Raw genomic sequence first — 17,384 nt, 5'->3', positions numbered from 1 at the left:
GGTACCGGCCGATCGGGCCCCTGCAGTTCAACTGCTGATCAATCCTCGGCGGTTTACTCCGCTGACCCGTCCACAGCGGTTCGATCGGACGGTCCTCCGGTCACGTCCCCGTCAAGCGTGATCGAGTCCGTCGCCGCGTTCCTGAGCGCGTCCGATCGCCCGTAGGTCCCAGGGGCGATCGCAAACGTCCGGAGCCCGCGGGCGTTGGCGATCTCCAAAACGGGTTTGAAATCGGTGTCTCGAGAGGCGATCGCGAGCAGCGAGGCCGCCCCGTCGATCGCGAATTCGGTCGCATCAACCGCGAGCTTTACGTCGACGTCGCCGCTTGTGACGATGACCTCAAAGCCACGGGCTTCTGCGGCCTGGATCAATCCGGGCGTAGCGTGTTCGTCGACGTACAGTCGGGTCGCAACGAGGTGGCCCTTCACCTCGGCGGCCTCACGGATGTCATCGAGATCGACATCGAACTCCTCGCGAAGGATGTTCGGCCCGTCAACGAACAGCGCGACGCCCTCCTGGAGGCTGTCGCCTCCTCGATCGGCACTCATACTCACCGTTCGGCACCCTACGTACATGATCGTGGCGTTTGTCTCTCGTGGACCGGATTGCTGCTCGTCGGCGACCGGGATGAAAAAAGGTTACACGCTCGGGCGAGACGATATGGATATGTCCCGAATGCCACCACTACACACGGTCCACGACGATCGTGGCGCGAAATTCACCGACTTCGGCGGCTGGGAGATGCCCGTTTCGTTCGATTCGATCCGCGAGGAACACGCTGCGGTCCGCGAACGCGCGGGGATATTCGACGTCTCCCACATGAGCGAGATCGACGTCACTGGCCCCGATGCGATCGAACTCACCCAGCGGCTCACAACGAACGACGTCACGCGGCTCGAGCCAGGAAACTCCCAGTACGCCTGCATAACCACCGACAAGGGGATAATCCTCGATGACACGATCGTCTACCGGTTGGCCGATCGCGACGGCGAGCCGCTCGTGCGGTTCGTCCCGAACGCGGGCCACGATCAACAGATGTACGATCGCTGGGTCGATCACCGCGACGAATGGGGCCTCGACGCAACCGTCGAGAACGTCACCGACGAGTGGGCAATGTTCGCCGTCCAGGGTCCCGAGGCGGAGGGGCTCATGACCGAAGCGGCCGATTCCGCCGCTGCCGATCTCTCGTGGACGGAGTTCGAGTCGTTCGAGATCGCTGGCGTGCGGTGTCTGGTTTCTCGGACCGGCTATACCGGCGAAGACGGCTTCGAGGTGCTGTGTCCCGCAAGCGATGCCGAGCCAGTGTGGTCCGCCCTCGATTGTCAGCCCTGTGGGCTCGGCGCGCGCGACACGCTCCGGACGGAGATGGGGTATCTCCTCTCTGGGCAGGACTTCGATCCCGACGAGGAGCCGCGGACACCGCTTGAGGCGAAGATCGAATTCACCGTCGCGCTCGATACCGACTTTGTTGGTCGAGATGCGATCGCCGCCCAGAAAGACGCCGGGGTCGACGAACGCTTCACCGGACTCATGCTTGAAGAACGAGGCGTTCCCCGGCACGGCTACGAGGTGACGGATACCGACGGGGAGCCGATCGGTCATCTCACGAGCGGCACAATGAGCCCAACGCTCAGCGAGCCGATCGGGCTTGGTTACCTCAACGCGGGCGTCGAAGCGGGCGAGACGGTCCACGTTCGTGTCCGCGGCGAGCCAAAAGAGGCCACGGTCACAACACCGCCATTTATCACAGACTGAGGTCAAATCACACGAACGATGAGCTTCGACGTACCTGAAGACAAGCGATACCTCGAATCGCACGAGTGGACGAGTACCGACGACGAGACCGTTCGAGTCGGAATCACCGACTTCGCACAGGACGAACTCGGTGATGTCGTCTTTGTCGAGCTGCCGTCGGTCGGAGACACAGTCACCGCCGGAGAGACATTCGGAGTGGTTGAGTCGATCAAAGCAGTCTCGGATCTCTACTCGCCGGTCACCGGCGAAGTGGTGGCCGTGAACGAGGCACTTTTTGACGAGCCCGAACTAGTGAACGATGATCCGTTCGGGGACGGCTGGATGCTCGAAGTTGACGCCGACGATCCGACAGGCCACGACGCACTCCTGTCGCCCGACGCATACGCTGCACAGATCGAATAACACCGGACGCGATCGACCGTCCCCGCAAGACAGGATTCGATCGTACTCAGACTCAAACACCATGACAGCACACATACCAGACGGGAGCCCGTTCGCTCCGCATACAACAGCAGACACCAAATCGATGCTCGAGGCGCTCGAGGTCGACACCGAGGCCGATCTGTTCGACATTCCAGCCGACGTCGCATTCGACGGCGAGTTGGGAATCGACGCCCAGAGTGAGCGGGCAGTGCGAACAGAGCTTGCGGAGATGTTTTCTCAAAACGACTCGCTCACCGAGTTCATGGGACGGGGCCATTACAGCACCTACGTCCCCTCGATCGTCGATCATCTCGCCGATCGTGCCGAGTTCATCACGAGCTACACCCAGTATCAACCCGAAATTACGCAGGGATTCCTGCAGGCGCTGTTCGAGTATCAGTCGATGCTCGTCGAACTCACCGGCCTGCCGGTCGCGAACTGTTCGATGTACGACGCCGCAACCGCACTCGCAGAGGCAACCCTGCTCGCCGGGCGGGTCCGATCGACGACCGGAGATACCGTTCTCGTCCCCGAGACGCTGCGGGCGGGCAAACGCGCAGTGTTGGAGAACTACGTCGACGGTTCCGGAATGCAGATCGAGACGTACGGCATGGATGACGGCAACGCGGATCTCGACTCGCTGCGGGCGATCGCCGGTGAGGAGACCGCCGCGGTGTACGCCGAGAATCCAACCGTTCGCGGGACCATCGAAGAATCACTCTCCGCGATCGCCGACGTGGCCCACGACAACGAAGGGCTGTTCGTGCTCGGAACGGATCTGCTCGCGCTGTCGTTGCTATCGGAACCAGCGTCGGTTGGCGCGGATGTGGTTGTTGGCGAGGCAGACGTGTTGGGACTCCCGACAAGCAACGGCATGGGACTCGGTATCTTTGCGACCAAAGAGACGTTCCTCCGGCAGGTCCCCGGCCGACTCGTCGGGGCAAGCGAGGACGCCGACGATCGCCGGGCGTACACGCTGACACTGCAGACTCGCGAACAGCACATTCGCAAAGAGCGGGCGACCTCAAACATCTGTACGAACCAGGCGTGGGTTGCACTTCGGGCGGCGATCCACGCCGCGTGGCTTGGCCCTGAGGGACTGGTTTCGCTCGCAGAAGACAGCGTCCGAAACGCCCAGTCGCTGGCAGCCGAGATCGACGAGATCACCGGATACAAAGCACCGGTCCACGACCGACACCACTTCCGGGAGTTCGTCGTCCATACCGAGCAGCCTGCGGCGGCGATCGCCGGCGAGTTAGCGTCCGAGGGGTTCGCTGTCCACGTCGTTGGCGAACACGAACTGCAGGTGTGTATCACAGACGTGAATGAGTCCGCGGCCGACGAACTCGTCGCCGCGTTCGAGGAGGTGGCCGCATGATCCACGACCAAGCACGCTACACCCACGACGAAACGAAGCGCGAACCGCTGCTTTCCGAGAAGGACCAGACCACCGTCGAGATCGACGACGACGACGACGGGCCACTGCCGGCTGATCTCACCCGTGATTCAGTGACGCTGCCATCGCTGTCGGAACCGGAGATCGCCCGCCACTACACCCGACTGTCGCAGATGAACTGGAGCATCGAAAGCGGGCCGTACCCGCTTGGCTCCTGTACGATGAAGTACAACCCCAAGTTCACCGAAGACGTCGCCGCCGACCCCAACGCGGCGATTCACCCCGATCGGGCCGCCGAGACCGTACAGGGCAACCTCGAACTCCGCTATCGATTGCAGGAGTACCTCGGGACGATCGGCGGAATGGACGCGGTGACGCTGCAGCCACCCGCGGGTGCGGCCGGCGAGTTCACCGGGATCCTGATCGCGAAGGCGTACCACGAACACCACGGAAACGACCGCAGCGAGGTCATCATTCCCGCCTCCGCACACGGAACCAACTTCGCAACGGCCTCGATGGCCGGCTACGATGTTGTCGAACTTCCACCCGGCGATGACGGTCGTGTCGATCTGGAGGCGCTCGAAGCCGCCGTCTCCGAGGATACCGCGGCGCTCATGCTGACGAACCCGAACACGATCGGCCTGTTCGAACGCGATATCGTCGAAATCGCCGAGATGGTCCACGACGCCGGCGGACTCCTGTACTACGACGGTGCGAACCTCAACGCGCTGCTCGGACGGGCCCGGCCAGGGGATATGGGATTCGATATCATGCACTACAACGTCCACAAGACGTTCGCAACCCCGCACGGCGGCGGTGGCCCCGGTGCGGGTCCGGTCGGCGTGGTGTCGGAACTCGAATCGTACCTGCCCACACCACAGGTCAAACAGACAGACAGCGGAACGTACGAGGAGTTCGAGCCCGAGCGATCGATCGGGAAGGTCCACGGCTTCACCGGCAACTGGCTGGTGTTGATCAAGACGTACGCGTACATCGCTCGACTCGGCGACGAGGGGCTGTTGGACGCAAGCGCAAAGGCGGTTCTCAACGCGAACTACCTCGCATCCCAGCTGGATCTGGAGATTCCCTACGGCCCATTCCACCACGAGTTTGCCGCAACGTCGGGCGATCGGGACGCCGCAGATGTCGCAAAGCGAATGCTCGACTTTGGCGTCCACCCACCGACGACAAAGTGGCCTGAAATGGTCCCCGAGGCGATGTTGACCGAACCGACCGAGATTGAAACGAAACGCTCACTCGATTCGCTCGCGGAGGCGTTCAACCGCGCGTACGCCGACACCGACGAGGCGATCGAATCCGCGCCGAGCCGAACGGCTGCGACCCGGATCGATCAGGCCAGCGCGGCGCGAAATCCCCGGCTGTCATGGCACGCGCTCGAGCCTGACGAGTAGCCAGTCGACAGGGCCAGCGGCCGCGACACGAACCCAGCCACCGGCCGATGCCGCCGGGGGGTCAACGGTTTTGTACGTGCCGGCCGCCGATGGTGGTATGGATCTCGAACTTGACGGCAACGTCGCCCTCGTTACCGCATCCAGCCGCGGGCTTGGCAACGCATCCGCACGCGCACTCGTCCGCGAGGGCGCAAACGTCGTGATCAACGGTCGCGACGAGACGACCCTCGAAGAAGCGGCCGCGGACCTCCGCGAGGAGGCCGCCGGCGAAGCCGAAGTTGTTGCTGTACCGGGCGATCTGACCAGTGCAGATGATATCGAGACGCTCGTCGAGACGCCGATCGATCGGTTCGGCCGACTCGATCACCTCGTCACCTCTGCGGGCGGGCCCCCGAGCGGCCCGTTCCTCGAAACGGACGACGAGGACTGGTATGACGCGTACGATCTACTCGTGATGAGCGTCGTCCGGCTGTGTCGGGCTGCTGCAGAGCCGCTCGCGGCCGACGGCGGCGGGACGATCGTCAACATCACCTCCCGAAGCGTCAAGGAAGCGATCGACTCGCTCGTCTTGTCGAACTCGGTGCGAATGAGCGTGATCGGCCTGGAAAAGACGCTGTCGTTGGAGCTCGCCCCGGATGTGCGGGCCAACGCGGTGCTTCCGGGATCACATGAAACCTCCCGGATCCGTGACCTGATTGAGCAGGCGATCGAGCGCGGTGAGTACGACAGCTACGAGGAAGGGCTGGCTGACTGGGGCGCGTCGAACCCGCTGGAGCGGATCGGTGATCCAATGGAACTGGGGAATACGGTTGCGTTTCTCTCGTCGCCGAAGTCCGGCTACATCAACGGCCAGTCGATCGTGATCGACGGCGGCAGCGGCGGGTCGAATCTGTAGGCTACTTGTATCAACCGCAGCGGTTGTTGCCGTGAGGATTCCAGCGTGCCGCCGTCGCAACCGATTTGTTCAGTCCCTGTGAGAGTCGAGTATGGAACACGTTCCCTTCGACGACGCGGAGACGTACGAACCCGACAATGGCTGGGGTCGAGCTGCCCTGGCCGGCAGCGACGCCTTCTCGTTCGAGTGGTTCGAAAAACCCTCGGGACATAGCTCCCCAATGCACGACCACGAGAACGAGCAGGTCTGTGTCTGTCTCAAAGGCGAGTTGACCGTCCACACCGAGACCGAGACAGTGACGCTCGAACAGTACGATTCGGTCCATCTGGAGGCGTGGGAAGCCCATCGCGTCGAGAACACCGGCGAAACGACCGCGATCGGCCTCGACGTCTTCGCGCCAGGACGATCGTTTGACTTCTGGACCGACAAGGCGGAGTGATGGCCCGAATGCTTCAATTTGGCCGGACGATCGACGGACGCCGCGTCGTCGGTGACGACGAGGGATTCGTTCCGCTATCTGCGGCGCTGCCGGATGTGACAGGTATCGTCGCCGCCGCGCGGGACGCAGACGCGATCGACCTTGACGCAGTGCCAGCCGATCGGATACCAGCCACAGCGCTGTCGTTCGGGACCCCGTTCGAGCCGCGAAAGCTGTGGGGAATTGGGTTGAATTACGCCGATCACGCGGCTGATCTCAAGGAGACAACGCCCGACGAACCAGCGAGCTTCCAGAAACCACACACCGCGATCGCCCCGCCAGGTGGTCCGATCCGGTTACCCGAAGTGAGCGATCGCGTCACCGCCGAGGCTGAACTCGGGGTCGTGATCAGCCGAACCTGCTCAGAGGTTGATCCAGCGAGCGTGTCAGACGTGATCGCTGGGTTTGTCCCCGTGATCGACATGACCGCCGAGGACATCCTCGAACGGAACCCGCGGTTTTTGACCCGCGCGAAGAGCTTCGACTCGTTTTTGATTTTTGGACCACATCTCGTCGTGCCGTCTTCGGGCGCTGACGCGGTTTCAGCCGACACGATGGTTCGCACCGAGATCAACGGCGAGACGATCGCCGAGAATACGATCGACCACATGCGACATTCGCCCGCCGAGTTGGTCGCGTTTCACTCTCGGGGCATGACGCTCGAACCGGGTGACGTGATCTCGACTGGGACGCCAGGTGCAGGGGTAATTCGATCGGGCGATCGCGTTCGGGCGATCGTCTCCGGAGTTGGGGAACTCGATGCGATCGTCAAATAATCAGTACGATCGTTCAGTGAACTCGCCACAGCAGTTCAACAGCGCTCGTACTCGACAAACGAAAAGCCGTCACGATCGTCGCGCCGCACCTCGATAAATTCCGTCTTGTCGAACTCAGGAAACCTCGTGTCGCCGTCGTAGGACGACTCGATCTCGGTAAGCACGAGCCGATCGGCACGATCAAAGAACTGCTCATAGACGGTGCCGCCACCGATCACGAACAGCCGTTCGGTGTCCAGTTCTCGTGCGGCCTCGAGTGCGTTGTCGATCGACTCAACGACAATCACATCGTCGGGGACATCCGGATCGCTACGACTCAGTACGATGTTGGTTCGACCCGGAAGCGGGCCGTCGATCGCACGCTCGATGCTCTGGTACGTCCGTCTGCCCATTACGACGGGATGACCCATGGTCGTCTGCTTGAAGTGTGTGAGATCCTCGGGGAGGTGCCATGGCATCTCGCCGTCGACACCGATCACGCCGTTTTCGGCGACGGCTGCGATGAGGACAATTTCTGGATCGTCGTCTGTCATCGCCACCTCATCGTAGCTGCCTCGTCTGTGGTGTCTGCGGTCATTCGGCGACTCCGAAATCGATCGCAGCAGCCGGATCGTACCCCTCCAGCCGGATGTTCTCAAAGCGGAGGTCCGACAGGGGAACGTCGTCGACCTCGATCGTCGGACGCGCACGCGGCGACCGCGAACACTGGGTGAGAAGCCCAGGGACGTGATCAAGCGGATTTCCGTACGGTCCGGTGTCACCCGCAGGCGCGGTCTCGTCGATCCACGCGCGGACGTCGAGATAGTCTGCTGGGTCGTCGACTGCGGCGACGCGGTCGCGCAGTTCAGCGAGATGCTCGCCATACCACGCGCCGCGGTCGCCGGTCCCGCAGTAGACGTGTGCGTCGACGATCGAGTGTCCGAACGTTCCGACCTCAAAGTCAGTCTCGTTGGCCACGACGTGCGTCAAAAGCGCGTAGGCCGCGATGTTGAAGGGTATCCCGAGCGCGATGTCACCCGATCGCTGGGTGAGATGGCAGTTGAGCCGATCGCCTTGGACGTTGAACACAAATGTGTAGTGACATGGCGGGAGGGTCGAGACGGTCGCGTTTGCCGGATGCCAGGCGTTGACAACGAGCCGTCGAGAGTTGGGTTGTTCGCGAAGGGTGTCGATGACGTAGCCGAGTTGGTCGAACGTCCCGTCGGCGTTCAGCCAGCGGTGATCGTCGTCGGGCCAGCTCTCGCCGTCGAGACGATCGCCTTCTGGCGGAAACGGGTATCGCCGCCAGAATCGCCCGTAGGCGGTGTCGAGCCGTCCCTCCGCGTCGGCCCACGAGTCCCAGATGCTCGTCTCTTCCTGAAGCGATCGGATGTGTTCTTCCCCAGAGAGATACCACAGGAACTCGTGGATGAGCGAGTTCCATCGAGACCCTGAGAGATCTTTGGTCGTGACCAGCGGGTAGCCCTCCCGGAGGTCGATCCGGTAGCTGTGACTGAATGAGGAAATTGTATCCACGCCGGTGCGGTTCGGCTTGTGTGTTCCCCCCGAGAGAACATCGGTGATGAGGTCCAGATATTGGCGCATGGGCTTGCTGTTCGATCGGATGTCGCGGCGGATAATAATTCCGTCCGAGTGCAGAGAAACCGCAAAGTCGATCGACGCCGTAGTTCCAGCATGGCACCTATCACGAACCTCGCGGCGGGCGTACAGGCGTTTACCGCCAACGCCTTTCTCGTCGAGGGCGATCGGCCCGTCCTCGTCGACACGGGCGCGAACTTCGACATCGTCTCACGAATCCGGACGCACGTCGACGCTCTCGAGGCAATCGTGCTCACGCACACCCATCCCGACCACGTGGGCAACGTCGACGCAGTCAGGGATGCCTTCGGGGTCAAAACGTGGGGATACGATCCCGAGCAGCCCGCGGTCGACAACCCGATCGCCGACGGCGATAGCGTCCAACTGGGCGATCACGAGTACGTCGCGGTCCACACTCCCGGACACAAAAAGGACCACATCTGTCTGTACGGCGAGGCGCCGCACACGCTCTTTGCGGGCGATCTGGTGTTTCAAAACGGCTCCTTTGGTCGGACCGATCTCCCGGAGGGCGATCGCGAGGCACTGATCGAAAGCATCGATCGCGTGCGCTCGATCGTCGGCGTCGATCTGGCAGCGATGTACGTCGGCCACGGGCCAGACGTGCTCGACGATCCCGCCTCGCACATTGATCTGGCCGCTCGGATGGCCCGGAGCATGTGACCAGCGCTCGACAGCGCTACGCGAAGGCGACGTCCAGAAGCGATCGGTACGCCTCCGCGTAGCTCGCAGCGATCGCGGACGGGTCGGCGCGGTCGTCGCTCGTGAGTGCTGGCAGTTCGTGGGTCGCCTGCGGGTCGAGGAGATCGACGACGCGCTCGACGCGCTCTTCCAGTTGGCCCGCACGAGCGCTGCCGCTCGCGATCTCTCGGGCCTTCGCGTATCGTTCGCCGTCGTATACCCGGACGCGACTCGGCTCGACAACCGCCACCGCGTCGAATGAGACTGCCGAGACTGGGGCGGCGATGTCGCCGTAAGATTCGACGACGACGGGGTCGGTCGCCGCGATCTCCGATTCGATGCGATCGAACGCCGGGACGTACAGATCGACCATGATCTCGTTGAACGCAGGAATCGTCTGTACCCGCACGGCATCCTCAAGCGGCAGCGAGTCTCGGACGGCCGCAGGAAGCAGGTCGGCGTCGATCGCATTCGCGTTTACGACGAAGCGATCGCCGTCGACCGTCCGGACCCGATCGACGAGAAACGTCCGACCCTCCTCACCCAGCATGCCACGACGCCCGGGGGTCGGCCGCCATAGCCGATGGACTGGATTGAGCCGCTCTTCTTCTCCCGGGCGATCGCACCCAGCAGCCAAGCGGTGGACATCTTTGCCGTACAGCCGCCCGTCGTCGATCGCCCGGCAGACGTCGTCATGGTCGAACCAGTAGTCGTTTCCCGCACGGGGCTTGAAACCGATTGCGCCGTCGATCGAACCGAGGAGCCCGACCGAAAACGTGGTTTTGCCGGCGTCGACGGGCGCACCGCCGGCGACGAGTAGCTTCATTTACGCATCGACGTCGGTGTCGGTGTCGCTGTCGGTTTTCAGCCCGTAGTAGCCGGGTGCATCGTCAGTTGGTGGCTCTGCGATAACCAGCTCCGCAGCGTGTTGCATCACCCACGGGATCGCCCAGTCTAACAGCACATCCTCGACGCCCTCGTCGATCGCGGCGTCGGGATCGAGCCCCTGCAGGAGTCGAGCAATCTCGTAGACGGTGTACATCTGATCGTGGTCGAGTAACTCTGCAGGCGTGTAGAAATCGCACGGATAGAGCGCTTCGAAGTCGGATTTGGGTTTGGGCATGCAGGTCGCTTTGACAGCGATCGCGTAAACGGTGGCGATCCAAACCTACGAGATTCGGTCCGAGAGCATTTTCGCCGATAGCGTCTGAACAGCAGTAGAATAACGTCGTATTGCCGCCGTCGAAAGCTGAATGCGGTGGGTACCCCTAGTACGAGCGAATGCGCGTCATTGCACCGGGACGGCTACACTTTGGCTTTGTGAACCTGAGCCTCTCGCATTCGCGACTATACGGAGCGGTCGGTGCCGCGATCGACGGGCCACACACCGTCGTCGAGGCGACACCCGCGGAGACGATCGACTGCGAAGACCCAGCGGTTGCGGAGTACGCCGAACGAAGCTGTGCAGCGCTTGATCTCCCCGGGGTGAAGATCCATGTCGAATCCCAGCTTCCGAGACATTCGGGACTTGGCAGTGGGACCCAGCTCGCATTGGCGACGCTTCGCGCGACGGCCGGCTGTTATGATCGATCGGTCGACGTCCGAGAACACGCCCCTGGGTTAGGACGGGGCGGTCGATCGGGCGTCGGCGTCGCCGCGTTCGAAACGGGAGGCTTTATTCTCGACGGCGGGCACCCAACCGCGCGATTTACCACAGAGCGGCCGGCCGATGGGACGTGGCGGGTCCCGCCGGTAACTGCGCGCCACGAGATTCCCCCTGACTGGCGCTTTCTCCTCGTGATCCCGGACGCAGAGACGGGTCGAAACGGCGCAGCCGAAGACGAGAGCATGCGATCGGTCGTCGAGCGCGCGGATCCTGCAATCGCCGATCGGATCGCAGGCCTCGTGCTCCGACGCGTGCTGCCGGCGATCGTAGACGGCCGCGCAGAGGCGTTCGGTGACGCGATCGCCGAACTTGGACGACTCAACGGCGCGTGGTACGCTGACGAACAGGGTGGGGTCTACCGTCCGCCGGTGGGTGAAATTGTCGATCAGCTCGATACTGCCGCGTCTGTGTACGGAGCAGGACAGTCCTCGTGGGGCCCGATTGTTTACGGCGTCACAGACACACAAAACGCCGACCTCGCGGCCGAAGCCGGTCGCAATGCACTCGACGCGAGTGGCTACGACGGACAGATACTCGTCGTTGCTGGTCACAACAGTGGTGTGACTGTTGAATCCAGGTAATGGCCATAACGGCTAAACGGACAAAGCGAGACGAAAGTGTATGGAGAACATCCCGTTCGGTATCGCACAGTTGGATGAGACTCTGAAAGGCGGCGCACCGCCCGGAAACGTCGTTCTCCTGGCAGGCGAATCCGGTGCAGGGGCCCGTGAGTTCATTCATACGAGCGCTGCGATGCACGCAATCGGGCACACCGATCCCGACCTGTTTGAACTGTACTACGGGACGCCTCCAGCAGCGACACGACTGCCCGAAGAGATTCACTACTTATCGATCACCGCGAGTCAAGCAGCGATCGAGCGGGAGCTACGGTACACGCTTGACGAAGAAATCGTCGAGGCAGCGGTCCCGCGAATTACCTTCCGCGACTTTGCGGCAGAGTATTTTCAAGGCAGCGCCATTCCTCGCGAGTGGTACGCTGGGCAGGCGATGAAGATCTCTGATCTTTCGAAAGAACGGCGCCAAGATTCGGTGTTCGGTGCACTTGGGGGATATCTCTCCGAACACGCACAGGGCAATCTCGTCGTCATCGATTCACTAACTGATCTGATCGGTGCAATCAACGAAGACATCGAGTGGAGCGACATTGCAATGTTAATGCGCGGGCTCAAACGCGCAGCCCATCACTGGGGCGGACTCATTTTGGTTGTCGTGAATACGGAGACGCTGTCGGAGCCACAGTTCGGTCAACTCATGGATTCAGTTGGTGGGACGTTTGTGTTTTCGTGGGAGTCTGGCGGTTCAAAACGGGCTCGCGTTATGATTGTTCGCGAGTTCCGTGGCGTCCTCTCACGGCTTGAATCCAAAGATATTGTGCAGTTTGAGACTGAAATACACGACGGCGGATTCGATATCAGCGATGTCCGGAAGATTCGGTAGCTGATATTTTGCAGTGTACGCTTAAGTATCAGGACCCGTGAGTATTGGTGTAGATGTCCCGTGAACAGCCGCAGTCGATTGAGCTTCCAACAGAACTTGCGTCATGGCTTGACGACTACGCAGACCAAACCGATCGAACGTTCGAATCGGCGCTCGCTCGATCGGTTATGGCGCTCAGGCTCATCGACGAAGGAGACCCGAGCGGGACACTCGAGGACCGACTCAATGAACTGCTCGATCGACTCACGTCGATCGAATCCCGAGTTACGGCTGTCGAAAACAAACTCGACGCGGACGCACACGCGGCTGGCGCGGACTCAGATGCCGAGATCGAGGCAGTCGAATCACGGCTCACCGAAGAGATTGAGAATACGCGAAGTCGAATCATCGACGTGTTGCGAGAGGCTAGATCGAAAGCAGACTCTGACCACGAACACCCAGCGCTCGCGCCGACAGATCACGACCACCCGGCGCTTTCTGAGCGCATAACGAGAGTTGAGTCACTGCTCGAGGCGCTTGAGGCAGACCTCTCGTCGGGATTTGACAACTACGAGACGATCCTTGAGGCACACGACAAATCCATCGTCGATATTGAATCTGAGGTTGAAACGATTGGCGAGGCGCTCGGTGGTCGGCTCGCGTCGATCGAGCAGGCACACGCGACTCGCGAGCGGGGACGGGAACTCAAACAGGAGGCAAACCGAAAAAACGTGACGCAGGGCAACTGCGAAGCGTGTGGCCAACAGGTGGACCTATCACTACTTGAGACACCGGAGTGTCCGCACTGTTTGTCGCGGTTCAGCGGGATCGATCCTGGCAGGCGGTTTATTGGCCGACCGACGATCAAAACAGACAATCACCCAGCGCTCGAAAGCGGTGAACACGCGCCAGTAGACGACCAGAAACACCCCAACAGAGAACACCAATCAGATGGTATTTGATGAAGAGAGCACCGACGAGCCAGACAGGGCAGACACGGGAGACAACCCGACTGAACCAGCACGTCAGCGGGAGGGGCCACTCTCAGATCTTGCCGATCGAGTTGAGTCCCGGCGTACAGATCGTGAGACCGGGCTCTTCGAATCGGTCGATGTCCCGTCAGTTGACGGGGAAAAGGTGCTGAACGAGGTCATTGAGACGCCGATTGAGCCAGATCACGGTCCGGAGTCAGTGGACAAGGGCCTGTCTGAGAGCGCGACCGCAGACGAGGACATACTCGATAAGCGGACGTACTGCCAACGGTGTCCATACCTCTCGGAGCCGCCGAATCTGTCGTGTGAACACGAAGGCACAGAAATCGTTACGGTGGTCGATATCGATCACTTTCGTGTCCGGGGCTGTCCGATGGTCACGGAGGTTGGACCACAGTTCAATCACGAACAAAAATAAAGCCGTGAACCTTTGCCGATCGACGGCCTACAGTGGGTATGCAGTTTTGCGACAGCTGCGGCTCGATGATGGTGTCCGACGGCGAATCGATGGTCTGCACCAACGATGACTGCGGCGCGCAGACTCGTCGCGACGAAGCGCGCGCCGCCGAGTTCGTGTCCACAGACAAACAACGCGACGACGACGTGATTGAGACCGAAGAAGGCGCAAACTTCGAAGGAAAACCAACGGCGACCGATGTGATATGCGATGCGTGTGGCCACGACGAGGCGTGGTATACGATCAAACAGACCGCCTCGGCGGATGAGCCCCCAACACGATTCTTCAAATGCAAGGAGTGCGGTCGGCGGTGGCGCGGATACAACTGAGCGTCAGATACGTTCGATGCGATCGTCAAGCGCCAGTTCACCGACCCCGTCCGAATCAAGCCTCCACGCGGAGTCCAACAGCGCAGTCTTGTAACTCGCCGGCCCGCCGTAGTCGGCGTCGGCCGCGAGTTCGCCGGCCAGCCCGTACGCGAGAGCAGCGTAAACACTTCCAATCAGCGGATCGTCGAGCGCGCCACAGAAGGACGCAACCGACGCACCGAGCATACAGCCCGTCCCGACGACTTCCCCGAGCAACTTGTGACCGGCCGTGATCTGGTATGCTCGATCGGCGTTGGCGACGACATCTGCCGTCCCAGAGGCGACGACGATCGCACCCGTTTCACGCGCCAGTGATCGGGCAGTTTCGGCGATCTGCTCGTATTCGCCCACCGACTCGACGCCCCGGACGATCGCGTCCTCGCCGGCGAGCGCGGAGATTTCTCCGTAGTTCCCCTTGATAACAGCGAAGCGATGCTCTGTGAGCAACTCCGAGAGGACAGCGTTCCGGGTAGGGGTTGCGCCAGCGCCGATCGGATCGAGCACCATCGGAATCCCGCGGTGTTCCGCAACTGCGGCGGTCTCGCGGATCGCCTCGATCCGTGTGTCCGACATGGGGCTGGTGTGATACAACAGCGCGTTCGCGGTTTCGGCCATCTCTGCGGCCTCGCCGGGCGCGTCGGCCATCACCGGCAACGCGCCCCAGTGCAACGTGAGGTTCGCCACGTCGTTCGTCGTCACGCGGTTGACGAGCGACTGTATCAGCGGTTGTGTCGCCGCGACGGCCTCGAGGATTGAGCCTAACGACGCCGAAGCCGTCTCTTCGGGGCCGATCGCCGCTGCGGAATTCGTGCGGTCGGTCACGTCGGTTGGCTGATCCCCCTCAGACATCTGCGGACACCCCCGTCCCCGCGGCCACGAGCGATCGCGTCGCCGCCTCGGGGTCCTCAGCCGCAGCGATCTCGCTCACCACGGCGACGCAATCTGCACCTGCAGTGCGGACCGCAGCGGCGTTCTGGGCGGTGATCCCACCGATCGCGACAATCGGAACGTCGACTGCCTCGGCGATTACCGACACGCGATCGAGGCCGATTCCGTTGCGATCGCCACTGACGTCTTTTGAGGTCGTCTCGTACACTGCGCCAACCCCAAGATAATCCACGCCTGCATTGACAGCCGCACGGGCCGCCGAGACTCTTGAGGCCGAACAGCCGACGATCGCGTCTTCACCGAGCAATTCGCGAGCAGCCTCGATCGGGAGGTCCGACTGCCCGAGGTGAACGCCGTCGGCGTCGATCGCCGCAGCCAGATCGGCGCGATCGTTGACGAGTAGCGGAACGTCGTGTGCTGCGGTCAGTTCCCGAAGTTCGACGCCAAGCTCGTAGCGCGACCGTGCGTCGACTCCCTTCTCACGGAGCTGTACAACGTCGATCCCGCCGGCGATCGCCCCCTCGACGACCTCGAGTGTCGATCGATCGCCGGACACAGATGCCTGTGTGACCAGGTACGTCTGCCAGTTATTCATCAAAGATATTATAGGGTAATCGCACAAAATCGCTTTGGAATCGACGCGAAGCCAGCGGCGACAGCCACGGCCAACTGTCCAACAGCCTGAACTATATTTGTGGGCCGAGATATCCCCACGCCTGCAGACGATCGCCGTCGCCGTTGATCCACCGCTCGCCAATGTCGTCTCGGTAGTACATATTCGGCATCACGATGTCGTCAATTCGATCGTACGCCTGCTCTCGGGCAGCGTGCATCGTCTCGCCTTTCGCGGTCACGACGATGGGCATGCCGTTGTCGCCAGCCGCACGCCACTGGCCATCGACCTTTTTTGCATCTTCGAGATGGATCCCTTCGCGGCTGTCCGTCTCGAATACTACTGCTGCATTCCGAGAGTTCTCATCGTACGTCTTCTCGTCGTCGAACGGAAACGGTGGCAGGACGATCCGCACGCCGATCTGATATCCGGTGTGAACGGCGACGTCGGGCTCGTTGCCGTGAGCGAGATGATAAAAGAACTCACCGGTAGACGACTCAATGGATTCTTCTTGCAGCGCGATCGTCGGGTACCCGAACCGCGGGGTGAACTCCAGTGGGTAGATTCCGTTCTCGTTGACGATGCAGTTGAGATCGATGCTTCCAACGTATCTTTCGTTGGCGAGCCAGTCTTCTAGTTTGCCAAAGGTTTCTTTAAACAGTTTGTTCTGTCCCGCCCAGAACATCGATGTGCCCATCTCACCGGTCTGTGGCCCGATGTTTCCAGGGAATAATTTCTTATGCTCAAAGTTGAAATTGACCTGGTCAATGAACTCGTTACCATTGAAGAACCCGCAGATAGCGACTTCAACCCCCTCAACTTTCCGCTGCAGCTGAAATCCCTTCATCCGGTGGCCCCACGCCTTGTTGTAGGCTTTCAGCACCTCAACGACGTCACTCCCGTCATCCTCATTCCCGACGTAGAGGAGCCGTTTGACGTTCTGGACCTCACCGAGCGGCTTGATCACGTACGGTGCAGGATTCTCCTGAACGTGTTGGATCCCGGCGTCGAAGTCGTGGAAGATATGATGTTCGACGGTGTTAACGCCGTGTGCTTCAAGAATTTCCATCGCATATCCCCGGTCCGCTTCGAGATGATCGGTGTTCGGCGTCCCACCGACGACGGCTTTCCCTCGCTCGCGGAGTTCCTGTGCAAGTCCGCCAGTGCCGATATCGGAGCCGACCCAAATATCGTCGAAGATGATCACGTCAGCCCACGCAACCTCCGCGCGCCAATCGTCCGTTTTGGGGACGAACCCGTTGCCGATCTGTTTGTCGCTTTCAGCTTCGATATAGTACTTCACATCGTGGCCTTCGCGGTAGATTTGCCAGGCCAGGTCGGTGATCAGCGCCGCGTCCAGCGAACAGAATAGAAACCGTTTGGAATCCATGCAGACCGGGGTGAGCCAACGAACTAAAACGCACCGCCGATCATAGCACTATCCGTGGCTGCGATCGGCCGCAGTGCGCCGTTTTGTCGGCTGAAGGCCAGCTGTCGAGATTCTCGCGGCCCGAGACAGCGGGATACGCTTATTCCGCCGCCGATCGATCG

21 protein-coding genes are annotated in these 17,384 nt (G+C 61.3%); 13 read left to right on the top strand and 8 right to left on the bottom strand.

From position 1 onward, the window contains the following. Positions 1–53 precede the first annotated feature (53 nt). Positions 54–548 (bottom strand): NYN domain-containing protein, encoded by a 495-nt coding sequence (locus E5K03_RS02570; protein ID WP_240729919.1) that lies wholly within the window; start codon positions 546–548, stop codon positions 54–56. A gap of 118 nt (positions 549–666) precedes the next feature. Between E5K03_RS02570 and gcvT the strand changes: the two genes are divergently transcribed. The 7 genes from gcvT (at position 667) to E5K03_RS02535 (ending at position 7,135) form a co-directional block, all read left to right on the top strand. Then, positions 667–1,755, top strand: coding sequence for a glycine cleavage system aminomethyltransferase GcvT (gcvT, locus tag E5K03_RS02565; protein WP_394343956.1), 1,089 nt, complete (start codon positions 667–669; stop codon positions 1,753–1,755). An 18-nt stretch (positions 1,756–1,773) separates the two neighbouring features. After that, positions 1,774–2,157: a glycine cleavage system protein GcvH gene (gene gcvH / locus E5K03_RS02560; RefSeq protein WP_137196556.1), complete on the top strand. Its 384-nt coding sequence runs from the start codon at positions 1,774–1,776 to the stop codon at positions 2,155–2,157. A 61-nt stretch (positions 2,158–2,218) separates the two neighbouring features. Then, positions 2,219–3,556, top strand: a complete 1,338-nt coding sequence (gene gcvPA, locus E5K03_RS02555) for an aminomethyl-transferring glycine dehydrogenase subunit GcvPA (RefSeq protein ID WP_138004803.1) — start codon at positions 2,219–2,221, stop codon at positions 3,554–3,556. After that, positions 3,553–4,986, top strand: a complete 1,434-nt coding sequence (gcvPB, locus tag E5K03_RS02550) for an aminomethyl-transferring glycine dehydrogenase subunit GcvPB (RefSeq protein ID WP_138004802.1) — start codon at positions 3,553–3,555, stop codon at positions 4,984–4,986. Before gcvPA ends, gcvPB begins: the two co-directional genes overlap by 4 nt. Positions 4,987–5,083: 97 nt before the next feature. Then, positions 5,084–5,881, top strand: a complete 798-nt coding sequence (locus E5K03_RS02545) for an SDR family oxidoreductase (RefSeq protein WP_138004801.1) — start codon at positions 5,084–5,086, stop codon at positions 5,879–5,881. Positions 5,882–5,972: 91 nt separating this feature from the next. Then, positions 5,973–6,320: a cupin domain-containing protein gene (locus E5K03_RS02540; protein WP_138004800.1), complete on the top strand. Its 348-nt coding sequence runs from the start codon at positions 5,973–5,975 to the stop codon at positions 6,318–6,320. 8 nt (positions 6,321–6,328) lie between these two features. After that, the gene (locus E5K03_RS02535) at positions 6,329–7,135 is read left to right on the top strand and encodes a fumarylacetoacetate hydrolase family protein (protein ID WP_138004799.1); all 807 of its coding nucleotides are present in this window, start codon (positions 6,329–6,331) and stop codon (positions 7,133–7,135) included. Between the two features lie 35 nt (positions 7,136–7,170). Here E5K03_RS02535 and E5K03_RS02530 read toward each other — a convergent pair whose 3' ends face one another. Both E5K03_RS02530 and thyA read right to left on the bottom strand, forming a co-directional pair. Then, positions 7,171–7,668, bottom strand: a complete 498-nt coding sequence (locus E5K03_RS02530; RefSeq protein ID WP_138004798.1) for a dihydrofolate reductase — start codon at positions 7,666–7,668, stop codon at positions 7,171–7,173. A 40-nt stretch (positions 7,669–7,708) separates the two neighbouring features. After that, entirely contained in the window at positions 7,709–8,719 is a 1,011-nt protein-coding gene (thyA, locus tag E5K03_RS02525; RefSeq protein ID WP_138004797.1) for a thymidylate synthase, read from the bottom strand. Between the two features lie 90 nt (positions 8,720–8,809). Between thyA and E5K03_RS02520 the strand changes: the two genes are divergently transcribed. Continuing rightward, positions 8,810–9,394 (top strand): MBL fold metallo-hydrolase, encoded by a 585-nt coding sequence (locus E5K03_RS02520; RefSeq protein ID WP_138004796.1) that lies wholly within the window; start codon positions 8,810–8,812, stop codon positions 9,392–9,394. 16 nt (positions 9,395–9,410) lie between these two features. Here E5K03_RS02520 and E5K03_RS02515 read toward each other — a convergent pair whose 3' ends face one another. Both E5K03_RS02515 and E5K03_RS02510 read right to left on the bottom strand, forming a co-directional pair. Next, complete coding sequence (locus E5K03_RS02515; protein ID WP_138004795.1) at positions 9,411–10,238, bottom strand: ATPase; 828 nt, start codon at positions 10,236–10,238, stop codon at positions 9,411–9,413. Beyond that, positions 10,239–10,535, bottom strand: coding sequence for a DUF5827 family protein (locus E5K03_RS02510; RefSeq protein WP_138004794.1), 297 nt, complete (start codon positions 10,533–10,535; stop codon positions 10,239–10,241). It abuts the gene before it with no gap. A gap of 158 nt (positions 10,536–10,693) precedes the next feature. Between E5K03_RS02510 and E5K03_RS02505 the strand changes: the two genes are divergently transcribed. From E5K03_RS02505 to E5K03_RS02485, 5 genes are read left to right on the top strand one after another with little or no spacing between them, the layout of a single operon-like run. Next, positions 10,694–11,659: a beta-ribofuranosylaminobenzene 5'-phosphate synthase family protein gene (locus tag E5K03_RS02505; protein WP_138004793.1), complete on the top strand. Its 966-nt coding sequence runs from the start codon at positions 10,694–10,696 to the stop codon at positions 11,657–11,659. A gap of 40 nt (positions 11,660–11,699) precedes the next feature. Next, complete coding sequence (locus E5K03_RS02500; protein ID WP_138004792.1) at positions 11,700–12,536, top strand: RAD55 family ATPase; 837 nt, start codon at positions 11,700–11,702, stop codon at positions 12,534–12,536. 53 nt (positions 12,537–12,589) lie between these two features. Further along, a complete protein-coding gene (locus tag E5K03_RS02495; protein ID WP_138004791.1) occupies positions 12,590–13,477 on the top strand; it encodes a hypothetical protein in 888 nt (295 codons plus the stop codon). Beyond that, positions 13,467–13,925, top strand: a complete 459-nt coding sequence (locus E5K03_RS02490; RefSeq protein ID WP_138004790.1) for a hypothetical protein — start codon at positions 13,467–13,469, stop codon at positions 13,923–13,925. Before E5K03_RS02495 ends, E5K03_RS02490 begins: the two co-directional genes overlap by 11 nt. Before the next feature lie 38 nt (positions 13,926–13,963). After that, a complete protein-coding gene (locus E5K03_RS02485) occupies positions 13,964–14,293 on the top strand; it encodes a transcription factor S (RefSeq protein ID WP_138004789.1) in 330 nt (109 codons plus the stop codon). Between the two features lie 3 nt (positions 14,294–14,296). Here the strand turns inward: E5K03_RS02485 and thiM are convergent, their stop codons facing one another. The 3 genes from thiM to E5K03_RS02470 all read right to left on the bottom strand — a co-directional run bounded on the left by thiM (position 14,297) and on the right by E5K03_RS02470 (position 17,223). After that, a complete protein-coding gene (thiM, locus tag E5K03_RS02480) occupies positions 14,297–15,124 on the bottom strand; it encodes a hydroxyethylthiazole kinase (protein WP_394343958.1) in 828 nt (275 codons plus the stop codon). Positions 15,125–15,173: 49 nt separating this feature from the next. Then, positions 15,174–15,815, bottom strand: a complete 642-nt coding sequence (gene thiE, locus E5K03_RS02475; protein WP_138004787.1) for a thiamine phosphate synthase — start codon at positions 15,813–15,815, stop codon at positions 15,174–15,176. Positions 15,816–15,906: 91 nt separating this feature from the next. Further along, positions 15,907–17,223: a phosphoribosylamine--glycine ligase gene (locus E5K03_RS02470; protein WP_138004786.1), complete on the bottom strand. Its 1,317-nt coding sequence runs from the start codon at positions 17,221–17,223 to the stop codon at positions 15,907–15,909. Between the last annotated feature and the right edge of the window lie 161 nt (positions 17,224–17,384).

This window comes from Halalkalirubrum salinum, from assembly GCF_005543295.1.
In the GTDB taxonomy this organism is placed as follows: domain Archaea; phylum Halobacteriota; class Halobacteria; order Halobacteriales; family Haloferacaceae; genus Halalkalirubrum; species Halalkalirubrum salinum.
Note: the sequence above shows the minus strand (reverse complement) of the source record. Positions and strands in the feature narration are given on the sequence as shown.